Annotated in this window: 1 protein-coding gene; it reads right to left on the reverse strand. The window is 75.4% G+C overall.

Features of this window, described 5'->3' with window-relative positions:
* Positions 1–12 precede the first annotated feature (12 nt).
* Complete coding sequence (locus tag ACZ7EG_RS25260) at positions 13–18,702, reverse strand: non-ribosomal peptide synthetase (protein WP_471083116.1); 18,690 nt, start codon at positions 18,700–18,702, stop codon at positions 13–15.
* Positions 18,703–18,711 lie beyond the last annotated feature (9 nt).

Below are 18,711 nucleotides of genomic sequence, written 5' to 3' on the forward strand. Positions count from 1 at the left end.
GTCGTCCGGTCCTCACCGTTCTTCGTGGTCGCTGTCGCCGCGTGCGGCGTCTTCGAGTTCGCTCAGCACCTGTTCCTCCACCAGGTCCGCCAGGGCGGCGACGGTGCGGTTGACCAGGACGTCGCGGGGCGTGAGGGTCACGCCGAAGGTGTCGTTGGCGCGGGAGGCGATGAGCAGGGCGCGCAGGGAGTCGCCGCCCAGGGCGAAGAAGTCGTCCTCGGCGCCCACGGTGGTCTGCAGCGTCTCCTCCCACAGGGCGGCGACGGCCTCCTCGGTGGGTGTGCGGGGCGGTACGTGCCCGGCGGCCGGCTCCTGCGCCTGCGGGACGGGGGCGGGCAGCGCGGCGCGGTCGGTCTTGCCGTTCTCCGTCAGCGGGAAGCGGTCCAGTACCACGAACGCCGACGGCACCATGGGGCCGGGCAGGGTGCGGGCGGCGAAGGCCCGCAGGTCCGTGCCGGCGGGAGGTTCGGCGCCGGGGGCGACGAGCACGTGGGCCACCAGACGCGGCAGCCCCGGTTCGTCCTCCCGCACGCTCACCACGGCGTCCAGCACCGCCGGGTGGCGCACCAGGGTGGCTTCCACCTCGCCGGCCTCGATGCGGTGGCCGCGCAGCTTGAGCTGGTGGTCGGTGCGGCCGAGGTAGTGCAGTTCGCCGCGGGCGTCGCGGCGGACCAGGTCGCCGGTGCGGTACATGCGGGTGCCGGGCGGTCCGAACGGGTCGGCGGTGAAGCGGGTCGCCGTCAGCCCGGGGCGGCCCAGGTAGCCGCGTGCCAGGGCCGGTCCGGCGAGCCACAGTTCGCCGGGCACGCCGTCGGGGACGGGGCGCAGGCGCGCGTCGAGGACGTAGGCGGCGGTGGCGGGCAGCGCGCGGCCGATGGGCGGTGCGCCGCCGTCCGGCTCCAGCGGGCCGGACCAGGTGGCGACGACGGTGGCCTCGGTGGGCCCGTAGGAGTTGATCATGCGGTGGTGCGGTGCCCATCGGGCGACGAGTTCGGCGCGGCAGGCGTCCGCGCCGACGATCAGGGTGTGCAGGTCGGGCAGGGTGCCGGGGGTGTCCGGCGGGAGAGTGGCGAGCGCGGCGGGCGGCAACAGGGTGTGCGTGATGCGCGCGGTGCGCAGGATGCCGGCGAGTTCGGCGCCGAGCAGCGGTCCGGGCGGCGGTACGACGAGGGCCGCGCCCTGCGGCAGGGACATGCACAGCTCCAGCACGGAGGCGTCGAAGCTGGGCGTGGCGAAGGCCAGCACGCGGTCCCCGGCGCGGACCTGGTAGTGCGCGGCCTCGGCGGCGGCGAACGCGGCCAGTCCCCGGTGGGTGACGACGACGCCCTTCGGGGTGCCGGTGGAGCCGGAGGTGTAGATGACGTACGCCGGGTCGTCGGGGTGCAGCGGGCGGACGCGGTCGGTGTCGGTGGGCCGGTGGCCGGGCGTGCCGTCGGGCGGCGCGGCGAGCAGGGCGGCGACCTCCTCGGCGGTGAGGGTGACGGCGGGCCGCGCGTCGCGCAGCATCAGCGTGACCCGCTCGGCCGGGTAGCCGGGGTCCACGGGGAGGAAGGCGGCGCCCGCCTTGGTCACGGCGAGCTGGGCGAGGACCATGTCCGCCGAGCGTGGCAGGACCAGCGCGACGAGGTCGCCCGGCCCCGCCCCGCGTGCGATGAGCCGGTGTGCCAGCCGGTTGGCGCGGTCCTCCGCCTCGGCGAAGGTGAGCCGCGACTCCCCGGTGTCGAGGGCGGGCCGGTCGGGCCACCGGTCGACGGCGGCCTCGATCAGCGCGGGCAGCGTCGCCGGGGGCGACGGGGGCAATTGCGGGCGGGTGGGGCCGTGCAGCAGCCGGTGGCGTTCGGCTGGGGGCAGGACGTCGACCGTGTGCAGGCGGGTCCGGTCCTCCGTCCCGGCGAGCGCGGTCAGGGCGTGGGTCAGCCGGTCGGCCAGGGCGTGGGCGGTGGTCTCGTCGAAGTACCGCGGGTCGTAGCCGAGTTCCACGGTCAGCTCGTCGCCGGGCGAGATCACCACGGTGAGCGGGTAGTTGGTCGCCTCGCGGGCGTCCAGGTCGCGCAGGCGCACGCCGTGCGCGCCGGCGGTGGCGTCGCCGACCGGGTAGTTCTCGAACACCAGCAGGCTGTCGAACAGGGGCGTGCCGGGGGGCAGTGCGCTCCACTGGTGGAGGTCCGTCAGCGGCACGTGGTCGAAGCGCCGGTCCTCCGCGCGGGCGGCCTGCAGCTCCCGCAGCCAGGCGGTGCACGGCGCGGACTCGTCCACGGTGACCCGCGCGGGAAGGGTGGTGATGAACAGGCCGGTGATGGTGTCCGCGCCCGGCAGGTCGGCGGGCCGGCCGGAGACGGTGGTGCCGAAGCACACCTCCGCCTCGCCGCTGAAACGCGCCAGCAGCAGCGCCCACGCGCCCTGGACCAGGGTGTTGAGGGTGAGCCGGTGACGGCGGGCGAAGTCCGCCAGGCGGGCCGTGCCGGCCGCGTCGAGCCGCTGTGACAGCCAGGTGCCCGACCGGGCGGCGGCGCCCGGGGCGGGCCTGCGGTCGAACGGCAGCGGGGTGGGCGCGGCGTGTCCGGCGAGGGCGGCCTTCCAGTGCTCCTCGGCGGCGGCCGTGTCCCGGCCGGCCAGCCAGGCGGCGTAGTCCGCGAAGGGGCGCCGCCGCGGCAGCCGCGGCTCGGTCCCGGCGGCGAGCGCGGCGTGTGCCTGAAGCACGTCCGACAGCACGTGGAAGACGCTCCAGCCGTCCAGCAGGACGTGGTGGAAGGTCCACACCACGCGCACCTGGTCCGGAGCGAGCCGGATCAGGGTGACGCGCAGCAGCGGGGGGCGGTCCAGGTCGATGCCGCGGGCGCGGTCCTCGTCGAGCAGCCGCCGCAGTGCGGTCTCCCGCCGCGCCGGGTCAAGGCCGCTCCAGTCGAGCCGGGTGACGGGCAGGGTGACGCGGCGGTGCACGGTCTGCAGCGGGGCCGGGCCCCGGCCCAGGGCGACGGCGGTGCGCAGCACGGGCGTGGTGTCCACGACGTGCTGCCAGGCGTCCGCCAGCAGCGCGGGTTCGCGTACACCGTCGGCGACGAAGGTGATCTGCTCGACGTACAGGCCCTCGCCGGGCTCGTCCATGCCGTGCACGACCATGCCGGTCTGGGTGGGGGTGAGCGGGTACACGTCCGTCACGTCGTGCCCGTCGCCGACGAGCCGGTCGACGGCGGCCTGGTCCAGGGCGGCCAGCGGGAAGTCGGACGGTGTCCGGCCGCCCGCGCCGGACTCGGCGCAGTGCCGGACGATCCGGCGCAGTTCCTCCGCCGTCTCCTCGGCGAGCCGGGCGACGGTGTCGTGCCGGTGCACCCGGCGGGAGTACGACCAGGTGAACTCCAGCCGCTTGTCGGTGACCCGGCCGAGGACGTCGATGAGATGGGGCCGGCCCGCCGAGCGGTCCATGCCGCCGGTCAGGCCCTCGTGGGGCGCCCGCAGCAGACCGTCCCCGGCCGCGCTCCAGTCCTGTTGCCCCAGGTAGTTGAAGCCCACCTGCGGCAGCGCGGGCAGCTCGGGTCCCGCCGCGGGGTGCAGATGCCGCAGCGCGCCGTAGCCCACTCCCCCGCGCGGTACGGCCCGCAGGTTCTCCTTGACGGTCTTCAGCGCGGTGCCGAGACCGGCGTCGCGGGGCACGTCGAGGCCCACGGGGAACATGGTGGTGAACCAGCCGGCGGTGCGGGACAGGTCGACGTCGTCGAAGAGGTCCTCGCGGCCGTGGCCCTCCAGCGCGACCACCACCCGGTCCTGTCCCGTCCAGCGGCCCAGGACCCGGCCGAGCGCGCACAGCAGGACGTCGTTGACGCGGGTGCGGTAGGCGTCGGGCACCTCTTGGAGGAGCCGGCGGGTCTCCTCGGCGCCGAGACTCACCGTCACGGTCTCCTCGTCGGCGGCGGTGTTGCCGCCGGGCAGGTCGGCCGGCAGGGGCGTCGGGTGCAGGGCGCCCCAGTGGGCGATCTCGTCGTCGAAGCCGCCGTCGGCGGTGTGCGCGGCCAGGCGCCGGGCCCAGTCGCGGAAGGAGGTCGTCTTCGCCCCCAAATCGGGAGTCTCGCCGGCGCGCAGCGCCCGGTGGGCGGTGTCGAGGTCTTCGAGGATCACCCGCCAGGACACCGCGTCGACGACCAGGTGGTGGGCGGCCAGCAGCAGGACGGGCGGCCGGTCGCCGTCCCGGTGGCACAGGGCGGACTTCAGCAGCGGCCCGCTCGCCAGGTCGAACCCGGAGCACAGAGCGGCGGCCACGGCGGCCGGGTCCTCGGGGGTGTGGTGCACCTCCAGGTGCGGGTCGGCGCCGGGCGGCGTGCCCAGTTGCCGCCACCGGCCCTCGCCCACGGGTTCGTAGCGCATGCGCAGCGCGTCGTGCTGCTCCAGGACCGCCGCGAGGGCGGCGCGCAGCAGTGTCTCGTCGGTGTCGGGCGCCACCTCGAAGGAGACCGCCTGGGTGAAGCGGGCCGGGTCGCCGGTGAGGGTGTCGAACAGCCAGTGCTGTACGGGCGTGAGGGGGGCGTCCCCGACGACCGGGCCCTGGTCGGCCGTGGCGGTGGCCGGGCCGGCCGGTGACTCGTCGACCGCGGCGGCGAGTTCGGCGACCGTCTGGTACTGGAAGAGGTGACGGGGCGTCAGGTTCAGTCCGGCCCGGCGGGCCGCGGAGATGATCTGGATGCCGAGGATGGAGTCTCCGCCGAGCGCGAAGTAGTTGTCCGTCGCGCCCACTTCGGGCATGTCCAGCACCTGCGACCAGATCGCGGCGAGGGTCTGCTCGGTGGCGGTGCGCGGCGGCCGGGTGTCCTGCGAGGTGGCGGCCGCGGACCACACCGGTTCCGGCAGGGCCCGCCGGTCCAGCTTGCCGGTGGCGCCCAGTGGCAGCCGCTCCAGGGGCACCACGGCCGCCGGGACCAGGTGGTCGGGCAGGGTGCGGGCGAGGAAGGCCCGCAGCTCTGCCGGTACGGGGGTGTCGCCGGCACGCGGGACGGCGTACGCCACCAGGCGCTTGTGGCCGTCGTGTTCCACGACCCGCGAGGCGGCCGCCGCCACCTGCGGGTGCCGGGCCAGCGCGGCCTCCACCTCGCCGAGTTCGATGCGGAAGCCGCGCACCTTCACCTGGTCGTCGGTGCGGCCCAGGTACAGCAGGTCGCCCTCGGCGCTCCAGCGGACCAGGTCGCCGGTGTGGTACATGCGGCTGCCGGGCGGGCCGAACGGGTCGGCGAGGAAGCGGGACGCGGTCAGGCCGGGCCGGTTCAGGTATCCGCGGGCCACTCCCGTGCCGGCGAGGTACAGCTCACCGGGCGCCCCGACGGGCACGGGCCGCATCCGGGCGTCGAGGACGTAGGCGCGGGCGCCGCCGACGGGCCGGCCGATGGGCGGGACCCGGCCGGGCTCGTCCGGGTCGCAGGTGAAGGCGGTGGCGTAGACGGTGGCCTCGGTGGGGCCGTAGATGTTCATCACCCGGCAGCCGGGGATCGCCGCGCGCACCTGCTGGACGGCGCGGGCGGGCAGGGCCTCGCCGGCCAGGACGACGGTGTCGGCACCGACCCGCACGGTGTCCTCGGCCAGCAGCCGGCCGAGCGCTGAGGGGACGGCGCTGAGCAGCCCCGCTCGCCACGGTTCGGGTCGCTCGGCGAGGGCCAGCAGGTCGCGGACGACCTCCACCCGCCCGCCCGCCAGCAGCGGCGAGAAGATCTCGAACACCGACACGTCGAAGTTGAGCGAGGTGGAGGCCACGATGTGGGCGAGCCCGCGGCCGGTGAACTCGGCGGCGGCCCAGTCGGTCAGCGCCACCACCGAGGCGTGGGAGACGACCACGCCCTTCGGCCTGCCGGTGGAGCCGGAGGTGTGGATGACGTAGGCGGGGTGGTCCGGCAGCAGCCGGGCACGCCGCTCGCCGTCGCCGACGGGTGCGGCGGACGCGGCGGCCAGCCGGGCGGCGCAGCCCGGGTCGTCCAGCGCGATCCTCGTGTACGGGCCGTCCGGCAGCCGTGCGGAGGTGTCGGCGCAGGTGATCACCGCGTCGGGTCGCACGTCCTCGAACAGGAACGCGATGCGCTCTTCGGGATGGCCGGGGTCGACGGGCAGATAGGCGGCGCCGCTCTTGAGGACGGCGAGGAGCGCCACGATCAGGTCGGCGGTGCGGGGCAGGGCCAGGGCGACGAACCGCTCCGGCCCGGCTCCGGCCTCGATGAGCAGGCGGGCCATCCGGTTGGCGCGCTCGTCGAGCTGCCGGTACGTGAGGCGGTCGGCGCCGGCGCTGACGGCGGGGGCGTCGGGGGTGCGGGCGGCTCGGGCCGCGAAGGCGTCCGCGAGGGTGCGCCGCGGGAGCCTCGCCCCCGGTCCCGCGAGCCGGTCCAGCAGGCGGCGCCCCTCGGCCGGTTCGAGCGGCGCGAGGTCGGCCAGTCGGCGGTCGGCGGTGACGTCGGCGGCGACCTGGGTCAGCAGCGTGCGCAGGCTCGCGCCGATCCCTTCGACGGTGGTCGCGTCGAAGGCGGCCGGGTCGTAGTCGAGGGTGACGGTCACGTCGTCGCCGGGGGCGACGACGACGCTGAGCGGGTAGTTGGTCGGCTCGACGTCGCGTTCCTGCTCGACGGCGAGTCCGTGCCGGGCGAGGGCGCCCGCGTCGAACGGGTAGTTCTCGAAGACGACGATGCTGTCGAACAGGCTGGTGCCGCCGGGCACCTCGCTCCACGTCTGCAACTGGGCGAGGGACACGAAGTCGTGGCGCCGGGACTCCGACTGGGCGGCCTGCACCTCGCGCAGCCACTCCAGCAGGGGACGGTCCCGGTCGATGCGCAGCCGGGTGGGAAGGGTGTTGATGAACAGGCCCACCATGGAGGTCACGCCGGGCAGTTCGGCCGGGCGGCCCGACACGGTCGTCCCGAAGACGACGTCGTCACCGCCGCCGTAGTGGTGCAGCAGCAGGCCCCAGGCGCCCTGGAGCACCGTGTTGACCGTCAGCCCGGCCCGCTGGGCGGTGTCCCTCAGCCGCGCCGACACCTCATGTCCGAGGGCCACCCGCACCGTCCCCGAGGAGGACGCGCGGTGGGCGTCGGCGGGGCGCCGGTCGCGGGGCAGTTCGGTGGAGACGGCGAATCCGGCGAGGGTGTCGCGCCAGTGGAGTTCCGCGCGGGCGGTGTCCTGAGCGGCGAGCCACTCCAGGTAGCGGGCGAAGGGGGCCCTGCCGGGCACCTGCGGGCGGCGGCCGGCGGTCAGGGCCGCGTACCGCTCGCACACCTCGTCGAACACCTGGGCCGCGCTCCAGCCGTCGAGCAGCACGTGGTGGAACGTCCACACCATGCGCACCCGGTCCGGGGCGAGCCGGATCAGGGCAAGCCGCATCAGCGGGGCCGCGCCGAGGTCGATGCCGGCCTCCCGGTCCGCGGCGAGCAGCGCTTCCGTCTCCCGCGCGCACCGCTCGGCGGGCCAGCCGGTCCAGTCGTGGTGGGTGACCGGCACGGCGGCCCGCCGCTCCACCACCTGGAGGGGTTCGGCGGTCTCCTGCCACACCAGGCGGGTGCGCAGGATCGGGTTGGCGTCCGCCGTGCGCTGCCACGCCTCGGCGAGGGCGCGGGGGTCGGTGACACCGTGCAGGACGACCTGCACCTGGTTGACGTAGGTGCGGCCCTGGGGGTCCATCAGGCTGTGGAACAGCATGCCCGCCTGCATCGGCGTCAGCGGGTACACGTCCTCGACGCCACGTCCGTCGCCCACGACCCGGTCCACGGCGGCCTGGTCGAGCCGGGCCAGCGGGAAGTCCGAGGGCGTGCGGCCACCGGCCTGCGGGGCGGCGCAGTGCGCGACGATCTCCTCCAGGGAGCGCAGCATCCCCTCGGCGAGGGAGGCGACGGTCTCCTCGCGGTGGCGGCCGCCGCTGTAGTGCCAGGTGATCTCCAGTTGGCCGTCCTCGACGCGGGCCACCACGTCCAGCAGGTGCGGACGCGGCGCCGCGAGGTCCTCCGCGCCGTCCAGGCCGCCGGGAACGGCCCGGACCAGCGCGGCGTCGGGGGTGGACCAGTCGAACCGGCCCAGGTAGTTGAAGCTGATGCCGGGCAGCGGCGCGGCGGCGAGCCGTTCGTCGCCAGAGAGGTGGCGCAGAGCGCCGTAGCCGATCCCCCGGTCGGGGACGGCCCGCAGCTGTTCCTTCACGGCTTTCAGCGCGGTGCCCCAGTCGCCCCGCGGCAGATCGAGGGCGACCGGGAAGAGGCTGGTGAACCAGCCGACCGTGCGGGACAGGTCGAGGTCGTCGAAGAGCCGGTCCTCGCGGCCGTGCCCCTCCAGGCCCACGGCGACGACACGGCGGCCGGTCCAGTCCGCCAGGACGCGGCCGAGGGCGGTCAGCAGGACGTCGTCGATGCGGGTGCGGTACACGCCGGGGACCTTGCGCAGGAGATCCTCGGTGCGCCGCCGGTCCATGCGTACGGTCACGGCGCGCAGGTCGGCGACGGTGTTGCCGCCGTCGAGGTCCACCGGCAGCGGTTCGGCGCAGTGCCGCGAGACGTCCGCCCAGTGGGCGCGCTGCGCGGCGAGGTCCGCCTCGCCGGTGCGTGCGGTGAGCCGCCGCACCCATTCGCGCACGGACGTGGTGCGCTGCGGCAGCCGGACCGGCTCGCCGGCCCGCGCCTGGCGGTAGGCGGTCTCCAGGTCCTCGAGCAGGACGCGCCAGGAGACGCCGTCGACGATCAGGTGATGGGCCGTCAGCAGCAGGCGCGGGGGCCGGCCGTCGCCGGTGAAGAGGCGGGCGGCGATCAGCGGCCCGGTGTCCAGCCGGAAGCCGGTGTGCGCCTCGTGGGAGAGGCGGGCCTCGGCCTGTCCGGCGGCGTGGGCGTCCTGACCGCCCAGGTCGTGCACCCGCAGCAGCTCGGGCACTTCCGTGTCCCCGGCGGCGTACTCCTGGCGCCAGGTGCCGTCCGCCGCGCGGATGAAGCGGGCGCGCAGGGCATCGTGGTGGGTCCACAGCGCCGCCAGGGCGGCGTTCAGCGCGCCGGGGTCGATGTCCTCGGCCGTCTCCACGACCACCGACTGGTTGAAGTACTCCGGGCGCGGCGGCTCGGCGTCGAGGAACCAGTGCTGGATCGGAGTGAGCGCAACCTCCCCCGAGACCGGGCCGGTGCCCGCGACGGTCGCGCCGGTGCCGGTCGCGGCGGCGGCCAGGTCGGCGAGCGTGGGGTGGCGGAACAGGTCCCTCGGGGTCAGGGCGAGCCCGGCGGTGCGAGCACGGGAGACGACCTGGATGCTGACGATCGAATCGCCGCCCAGCATGAAGAAGTGGTCGTCGAGGCCGACGCGGTCCACGCCGAGCAGCTCGGCCCAGATGCCGGCGAGCACCCGTTCGGCCTCGGTGCGCGGCGCGCGGTAGGGGGTGTCGGCCGCCGCCGACCACTCGGGTTCGGGCAGCCTGCGCCGGTCGACCTTACCGTTCGCGGTCAGGGGCAGCTCGGCCACGGTGACGAACGCGGCCGGGACCATGTAGTCGGGCAGTTCCGCGGCCACGTGGGCGCGCAGTTCGGCCGCCTGCGGCACGGCCGCGCCGGGGCCCGGCACCAGGTGTGCGACCAGGCGTTTGCGTCCCTCGTGCCGTGACACCGACACCACCGCCTCGGCGATCGCCGGGTGGGCGGTGAGCCGGGCCTCGATCTCGGCGGGTTCGACGCGGAAGCCACGGATCTTGATCTGGTCGTCGACGCGTCCCACGAAGTGCAGTACGCCGTCGGCGCTCCAGCGCACGATGTCGCCGGTGCGGTACATCCGCCCGCCGGGCGGTCCGTAGGGGTCGGCCAGGTAGCGGGCCGCGGTGGCGCCGGGGCGTCCGGCGTAGCCGCGGGCCAGTCCTGCGCCCGCGAGATACAACTCCCCTGGCACGCCGGGCGGTTGCGGCTGGAGCGCGCCGTCCAGGACGTAGACGCGGGTGTCGTCCAGGGGGCGGCCGATGGGGAGCGTCGCGGGCAGCGCGTCACCGGCGTGGAAGGCCTGGCGGGTGGCGAAGGTGGTGGTCTCGGTCGGGCCGTACACGTCGACGACGGTGAGGTCGGGGCAGGTGTCCAGCACGCGCCGTACGGCGGCGCCGGGCACGGCCTCGCCGCCCGTCCACACCTCCCGGGCGCCGCGCAGGCAGGCGGGGTCCTCCTGGGCGAGCAGACGGAACAGGCCGACCGTCAGGAACAGGCACGTCACGCCCTGTTCGCTGATCGCGTGGCGGACGGCGGCGGCGTCCAGGTCGCCCGGAGGGGCGAGGACGGCCGTGCCGCCGCGCAGCAGCGGCACCCACAGTTCGTAGGTGGAGGCGTCGAAGGCGTGCGGGGAGTGCACCAGGACGCGGTCGTGGACGGTGAAGGCACGGTCGAGGGCGAGCGCGGCGACGTCTCGCTGCCGCGCGGCCACGCCCTTGGGGGTGCCGGTGGAGCCGGAGGTGAACATGAGGTACTGGACGTTGTCCGGGTCCACGCGCGGCACGCCGGTGAGGTCCGCGGTCGTGGCGGTGTCCTCGTCCGGGCGCAGCACGCGTCCTTCCGGGAGAAGATCCGCGGCCGTTTCGTGCCACTCCGCGTCCGTGAGCAGCAGGCCGGCGCCGGCCTCCGCGAGCATCGTGCGCTGCCGTTCCCGGGGTGCCCGGCCGTCGAGCGGGACGTACACGCCGCCGAGGCGGGCGAGGGCGAGCTGGGTGACGACGAGGGCGGCCGAGCGGTCCATCAGCACGCCGACGGCGACCTCCGGGCGCACCCCGAGCGCGGCCAGCCGACCGGCCAGTGCCGCGGCCCGCGTGTCGAGTTCGCGGTAGGTCAGCCGTTCTGCGCCGGCCAGCAGCGCGACGGCGTCGGGGGTGCGCTCCACCTGCGCGGTGAAGAGTCCCGCGGCGGTCGCCGCCGGGGTGCCGGTGGCCGTGTCGTTCCAGGCGTGGAGCACCTGCTCACGGCGGGCGGCCGTCAGCAGGGGCAGGCGTGCGGGAGTGCGCCGCGGGGTGGCGGCGAAGCCCTCCAGCAGGACGGTGAGGTACTCGGCCATCCGCTCGACGGTGGCGGCGTCGAAGAGGTCGGGGTCGTATCCGAGGCGCAGGGCGAGTTCCGTGCCGGGGTAGGCGACCAGGCTCAGCGGGTAGTTGGTGGTCTCGATGCCGTCCAGACCGGTCAGCCGCAGGCCGTGCGCGGCGGCGAGGTCGTCGTCGACCGGGTAGTTCTCGAACACGACGATGCTGTCGAAGAGGGCGGCGCGCTCGGGCAGATCGGTGTACGCCGTCATCCGGTGCAGGGGCACGTGGTCGTGGCGCCGGTCCTCGCTCTGCTCCTGCTGGAGCCGGGCCAGCCAGGTGAGCAACGGCTCGTCGCGCGGCACTGTCACACGCGTGGGCAGGGTCGCGATGAACAGGCCGGTGATGGCGTCGGCCCCGGGCAGTTCGTCGGGCCGTCCGGAGACGGTGGTGCCGAAGACCGCCTCGTCGCAGCCCGCCTGACGGCTCAGCAGCACCGCCCAGGCGCCCTGGACGAGGGTGTTCATCGTGAGGCCCGCCGTCCTGGCCAGGTCCTCCAGCGCTTTCGTGGCGGGCTCGGGCAGGGTGACGCGCACCGCCGCCGTCGACTCCGCGTGGTGGCTCTCGCGGGGCTCGCGGTCGAAGGGGAGCGCTGTGGCCTCGCTCAGGCCGTTCAGGCGGGTCCGCCAGTGCCGTTCGGCCTCGGCCCGGTCGGCGCGCTCACGCAGCCAGGCGACGTAGTCACGGAAGGGGCGGCGCTCGGGCAGCGCGATCTGTGCGGTGCCGGACAGTCCCGCGTGGCAGGCGAAGACGTCGGAGAGGACCTGGAACAGGCTCCAGCCGTCCAGGATCAGGTGGTCGAAGGACCACACGACGCGGACCTCGCGGTCGGAGAGCCGGGCCAGCACCAGGCGCTGGAGCGGTGCGCGGGTCAGGTCGACGCCTCGGGCGCGGTCGCGGTCGAGCAGGTCGCGCAGCCGCTCGTCCCGTTCGGCGGCGGTCAGGCCGCGCCAGTCGGACAGTTCCACCGGCACCGCCGCCCGGCGCTGCACCACGAGCAGCGGCTCGGGCACGTCCTGCCACACCACCCGCGAGCGCAGCACCGTCGTGCGGTCCGTGACCCGCTGCCAGGCGTCCGCCAGCACCCGGGGGTCGGGCACGCCGTCGAGGACGAACGTCAGCTGCTGGAAGTACACGGCGCGGTCGTCCTGGGAGAGCCGGTGGAAGAGCATGCCGGCCTGAGTGGGCGTCACGGGGTGGACATCCTCCACACCGGCGGGGTCCTCCCCCACGATGCGGTCGACGTGGGTCTGGTCGAGCCTGGCCAGCGGGAAGTCCGACGGGGTGCGTCCGGCGGTGCCGGGCCGGGCCGCGTACCGGGCGAGGCCGGCCAGCGCGTCGGCGTAGCGTTCCGCCAGGTCGGTGACGGTCTCCGGCCGGTGCACACGGTCGGAGTAGAACCAGGTGAATTCCAGGCCGTCGCCGTCCAGCCGCCCCACGACCTCCAGTGCGTGCGGGCGCGGCGCCGAAGGGTCGGCGTCCAGCTCCAGCGGGCGGACCAGCCCGCGGTACAGGCTCTCGGGGGTCTCGGACAGGCCGAACCGGCCGAGGTAGTTGAAGCTGATCTGCGCGCCGGTCGCCGGGAGGGGTGCGCCGTGGCGGCCCGGCAGGGCCAGGGCGCCGTGGCCGATGCCGTGCCGGGGCACGGCGCGCAGGTGTTCCTTGACCTGCTTGAGCACGGTGTCCCAGGGGGCCTGGGGCGGGACGGCCAGGGCGACGGGGTGGCGGGTGGTGAACCAGCCGACGGTGCGGCTGGTGTCGACGTCGGCGAAGAGCTCCTCACGGCCGTGTCCTTCGACGTCGACCAGTACCCGGTCGTGCCCGCTCCAGCCGCACAGCACCCGGCCGAGGGCGGCGAGCAGGACGTCGTTGGCCTGGGTGCGGTACGTCTCGGGGAGAGTCCGCAGCAACGCTTCGGTGTCCTCGGGGCCGAGTCGCACCGTCACCGAGCGCTGGGAGGCGTAGGTGTTGGTGCCCTCCCGGTCCGCGGGCAGAGCCGCCCGGGCGCCTTCGGTCTCGCGGATCCAGTACGTCTGCTCGTCGTCGAAACCGCCGGCGGCGGTGTGCGCGGCCAGGCGCTCGGCCCACTGCCGCAGCGGGGAGGACTTGCGGGGCAGGGCGGCCTCGCCGTCCCGGCCCTCGCGGCGGGCGCGGTAGGCGCGTTCGAGGTCTTCGAGGAGCAGGCGCCAGGAGACGCCGTCCACGACGAGGTGGTGGACGGACAGGTGCAGGACGGGCGGCCGTCCGTCGCCCCGGTCGTGCAGGACTGCGCGCAGCAGCGGGCCGTGGCCCAGGTCGTAGGGGCCGAGGTGCGGGGTGTCGGTGTCCGGGCCGGTGTGGTGGGTGAGGCGGCAGCGGACGGCCGGGCCGTCGATCAGCCACCGTACGCCCGTGCCGTCGGCGAGGAAGCGGGAGCGCAGTGCGTCGTGGTGGGCGACCACGTCGTCGAGGGCGGCCTGGAGCGCGCTTTCCTCGACGTCGGCGGGCAGTTCCACCGAGAGGGTCTGGGCGAAGTGTCCGGCCCGCGCGCCGGCGCTGTCGAAGAGCCAGTGCTGAATGGGTGTCAGCGGCGCGGCGCCGGTGGCATCGACGGGGGCGGACCGGGCGGCGGTCCGGTGGCTGTCCGTCTCGTCGGCGCGGCGGGCCAGGGCGGCGACCGTTTGGTGCTGGTAGACGTCCCGCGAGGTGATCGTCAGGCCCGCCTGCCTGGCCTGGGCCACGACCTGGATGCTGAGGATGGAGTCGCCGCCCAGCGCGAAGAAGTTGTCGTCCACTCCGACCCGCTCCACGTGCAGGACTGCGGCCCAGATGGCGGCGAGGGTCCGTTCGGTGGGGGTGCGGGGCGCGACGTGGCGTGCGGCGGGTTCGGCCGGTGCCGGGTCGGGGAGCCGGTCGCGGTCCAGTTTGCCGTTGGGGTTGAGCGGCAGGGCGGGCAGCACCAGGACGGCCGAGGGGACCATGTAGTCGGGCAGAGTGCGCCCGAGTTCGCGGCGTACGGCCTCGGGCTCCACCCGGGCGCCGGGGGCGGCGACCACGTATCCGGCCAGGCGGCGGTGGCCGTCGCCGTCGCGGACGGTGGCGGCGGCCTCGGTGACGCCCGCGCAGCCGCGCAGGGCCTCCTCGACCTCGCCGAGTTCGATGCGGAAGCCGCGCACCTTGACCTGCTGGTCGACGCGGCCGAGGTATTCGAGCTGGCCGTCGGCGCTCCAGCGCACCAGGTCGCCCGTGCGGTACATGCGGTCCCCGGGTGCGCCGAACGGGTCGGCGACGAAGCGGGCGGCGGTCAGCCCGGGGCGGCGCAGGTAACCGCGTGCGAGTCCGCCGCCGCCGAGGTACAGCTCGCCGGTGACGCCCGGCGGCTGGGGGCGCAGCAGGCGGTCCAGCACGTAGGCGCGGGTGCGGGCGACGGGACGGCCGATGGGTGGGGCCTGGTCGGGGAGGGTGCCGTCGGCGAACCAGGCGGTGGCGTAGACGGTGGCCTCGGTGGGGCCGTAGATGTTGGCCACCTCGGCCGCGGGCATGGCGTCCTTGAGGTCCCGCACGGTCCGCGCGGGCAGGGCCTCACCGGCCAGGACGACGGTGTCCGCCTCGATGGCACCGTCGCCGCCGAGGATGCGGGACAGCGCGGACGGCACGCCGCTGAGCAGCCCGGCCCGGCGCGGGCGGGAGCCATCGGTGGGGGCGGTGAGGTCGGCGAGGGCGGTGAGGTCGGCGACCACTTCGACGCTGCCGCCGACCAGCAGGGGGCACAGCAACTCGAAGACGGACACGTCGAAGTTGAGGGAGGTGGAGGCGACGACGTGGGAGAACCCGCGCGAGCCGAACGTGTCTCCGGCCCAGGCGGCGAGCGCGGCCACGCTGCGGTGGGTGACGACCACGCCCTTGGGCCGGCCGGTGGAGCCGGAGGTGTAGATGACGTAGGCGGGATGGGACGGGTCGAGCGGTCCCGTCCGGTCGGCGTCGGTCAGGTCGGCGGCGTCGGCATCGGCCGGGTCCGAGGTGTCGGCGTCGGCCGGATCCGAGACGGCGGCTTCAGCCGGGTCCGAGACGGCGGCTTCAGCTAGGTCCGAGACGGCGACGGCGAAGGGTGCCACGTCCTCCAGCAGCAGCGGCTCGCAGTCCTCGGGGAGGGCGTGCGCCGTTTCCCGGGTGGCCAGGACGAGGGCGGGGGCCGCGTCGGCGAGCATGAAGCGGATGCGCTCGGCCGGGTAGCCCGGGTCGACGGGCAGGTATCCGGCGCCCGACTTCAGTACGGCCCACAGCACCGGAAGCAGGCCGGCGGTGCGCGGCAGGCACAGCGCCACCAGTGACTCCGGCCCCGCACCGCGCGCCGCCAGCAGCCGGGCGAGACGGTTGGCACGCCGGTTCAGCCCGGCGTAGTCCAGCCGGGTCTCGCCGCAGGTCACGGCGGTCCGGCCGGGAGTCCGGGCCACCTGCTCCTCGAAGAGCGCCGGGAGCGTGGCGCCGTCGGCCCGGTCCTCGCCCGGCGCGGGTGGGTTCCAGGACTCCAGGAGCACGTGCCGCTCGTCGCCGGACAGCAGCGGGAGTTCGGCCAGCGTCCGGTGCGGGCCGTCCGCCATGCCTTCGAGCAGGTGCTGCAGTTGCCGGGCCATCCGGGCCACGGTCGCCGTCTCGAACAGGTCGGTGTTGTACTCGACCGTCAGCTCGTGGCCGCCGTCGGCGCGCGGCGCGAACTCCAGCACGAGGTCGAAGCGGGCGGCCGGGCGGGGCAAGGGGTGTTCCTCGATGCGTACCCCGGCGGCGGCCGGCGGTCGCGCGGGTGCCGCCTGCTGGACCACGAGCGCCTGCACCAGCGGGGTGCGGCTGGGGTCTCTCGGCGGGGCGAGTTCCTCGACCACCCGGTCGAAGGGCACACCGTCATGGGCGAACGCGTCCAGCACGGTCGCGCGCATGGTCTGCACGAACCGGTCCACGGTGGCGGCGTCGTCGACCTCGCCGCGCAGCACGACGGTGTTGGCGAAGAAGCCCGTCACGTCCTCCAGTTCGCGGCGGTCCCGCCCGTTGGTGATGGTGCCGAACGCCACGTCCCGCTGCCCCGAGTAGCGGGCGAACAGCACGGCCGCCGCCGCGGTGAACACCGTGAAGACAGTGGTGTCGCGGCCCGCGGCCAGCTGCCGCAGCCGGTCCACCAGGTGGCGCGGTATGTCCTGGCGGTGAGCCGCGCCCGCGGTGGTGCGCACCGCGGGGCGCGGCCGGTCGGTGGGCAGGTCGAGCTGCTGGAGGCCGGCGAGGTGGCGTTTCCAGTAGGCCAGGTCGTCCGCGTCGGCGTCGGCCGTGTGCCGCTCGAGCTCCCACAGCGCGAAGTCCGGGTACTGCACGTCCGGCCGAGGCAGGTCGTCGGGTTCGCCGGCGGCCTCCGCTCGGTAGAGCGCCGCCAGGTCCCGGGTCAGGACACCGACCGACCAGCCGTCGGTGACGATGTGGTGCTGTGCCAGCAGCAGCACGTGGTCCTCGGGTGCCCGGCGGATGAGCAGCGCCCGGGTCAGGGGCCCCGTCGCCAGGTCGTGGGGGCGGCGCAGTTCCTCGGTCAGCAGGCGCTCGACGGCCTGTTCGCGCCGGTCGGCGGGCACGTGCCCGACGTCGGTGGTGCGCAGCGGCAGCTCCGCCTCGGCGGCGACGAGCTGGACACCCTGTCCGTCGACGGTGGCGAAGGTGGTGCGCAGGGAGTCGTGGCGGGCGGCGAGCCGGTGCAGGGCGCGTTCCAGGGCCGGCGTGTCGAGGGGGCCGCGCAGCCGCAGCGCCACGCCGGTGTTGTACTCGGTTCCGCCGTCGGCGAGGTCGTCGAGGAACCACAGGCGCCGCTGGGCGCTGGAGAGCGGGACGGGCTCCGAGCGCGGGGCGGAGGGGATCGGCTCCGGCGGGGCGACGGCGGACGGATCGGCGGCCAGCGGGGCGAGCGCGCCGACGGTCCGCGCGGTGAACACGTCGCGCAGGGTGAGCCGGGCGCCGAACGCTTCCCGGATGCGGGTCAGGGTGCGGGCCGCGAGGACCGAGTCGCCGCCCAGGTCGAAGAAGTCGTCGGTGACGCCGACGGTGTCGACGCCGAGGACGTCGGCCCAGATCGCGGCCAGGGTCCGTTCGTCGTCGGTGCGCGGTTCGACATGCTGCTCGGCCGGCGCGCCGCCGGGGGCGGGCAGCGCCCGCAGGTCGATCTTGTGCTGCGGGGTGAGCGGCAGCGCGTCCAGCACGACGACGGCGGAGGGCACCATGTGGGCCGGCAGGGCGGCGGTGAGGGCGGCCCGCAGCCGGGCCGGCTCGGGCCTGCGAGCGGGGTCGGCGGAGGTGACGTAGCCGATGAGCCGGCCGCGGGCGGGTTCCTCGTCGCGGACCACGACGACGGCCTCGCGGATCTCCGGGTCCCGGATCAGGGCGGCTTCGATCTCTCCGGGTTCGATGCGGAAGCCGCGGACCTTGACCTGCCGGTCGGCGCGGCCGAGGAACTCCAGCTCGCCGTCGGCGCGTCGGCGCACGCGGTCGCCGGTGCGGTAGAGCCGGGCGCCGGGCGGCCCGGACGGGTGGGCGACGAACCGTGTCGCGGTCAGACCGGGACGGTTGAGGTAGCCGCGGGCCAGTCCGTCGCCGCCCACGTACAACTCGCCCTCGGCACCGGGCGGCACCGGGCGCAGCGCCGCGTCCAGGACGTGCGTCTCGGTGCCGGGAAGCGGGGCGCCGATGGCGGGTGTCCCGGTGCCGGCGGTCAGTGGTCCGGTCCAGGTGGCGACGATGGTGGCTTCGGTCGGCCCGTAGGAGTTGATCATGCGGCGGCCGGGTGCCCACCGGTCGACGAGCGTGGCCGGGCATGCCTCGGCCCCGACGATCAGGGTGCGCAGCGACGGCAGGCCCCCGATCTCCGCCGGGTCGGGCAGCGTGGCGAGGGCGGCCGGCGGTATGAGGGCGTGGCTGATGCGGTGTTCGTCCAGGACGGCGGCGAGTTCGTCGCCCAGCCAGGGTCCGTTCGGCGGGACCACCAGCAGGGCGCCGGACAGCACGGAGACGCACAGCTCCAGTACGGAGGCGTCGAAGCTGGGCGAGGAGAACTGCAGCACACGGTCGCCCGGGCCGACGGCGTAGCGTTCGGCGGCCGCCGTGGCGAAACCGGCGATGCCGCGGTGGGTGACGGTGACGCCCTTGGGAGTGCCGGTGGAGCCGGAGGTGAAGATGACGTACGCCGCGTGATCGGGGAGCGTCCGGCTCGGGACCGGGTCCGTCTCTCGCTCTCGGCCCTCCATCAGTGCGCGGACCCGGTCGAGGTCGTCCAGGACGACGGCGGGAGCGGCGTCGGCGAGCATCAACGCCCGTCGTTCGGCCGGGTAGTCGGGGTCCACGGGGAGGAAGGCCGCACCGGTGAGGGCCACGGCCAGCTCGGCGGCGATCAGTTCCATCGAGCGCGGCAGGACCAGGGCCACCGTCCGCTCCGGTCCGGCGCCGCTCGCGACGAGATGGGCGGCGAGCCGGCCGGCCCGCCGGGCGAGTTCCGCGTACGACCAGGTACTCCGGCCGTCGGTGACCGCGGGGGCGCCCGGGTCGCGCGTCACCCACCCGGTGAACAGCTCACCGAGCGGGACGTGACGGGTGACGTCGCGGACGGGGGCCGGGGGGACGGTGCCGGCCGGTGGGGGGACGGGCGTGGCGGGGCGCTGGGCGTGCGGGTCCGTCATCGGGGTGCA

Source organism: Streptomyces sp. NPDC037100 (assembly GCF_055606225.1).

What these genes read in the sequence shown, in the direction of transcription:
- ACZ7EG_RS25260 (WP_471083116.1), bottom strand. Translation starts at nt 18,702, where the DNA reads ATGACGGACCCGCACGCCCAGCGCCCCGCCACGCCCGTCCCCCCACCG.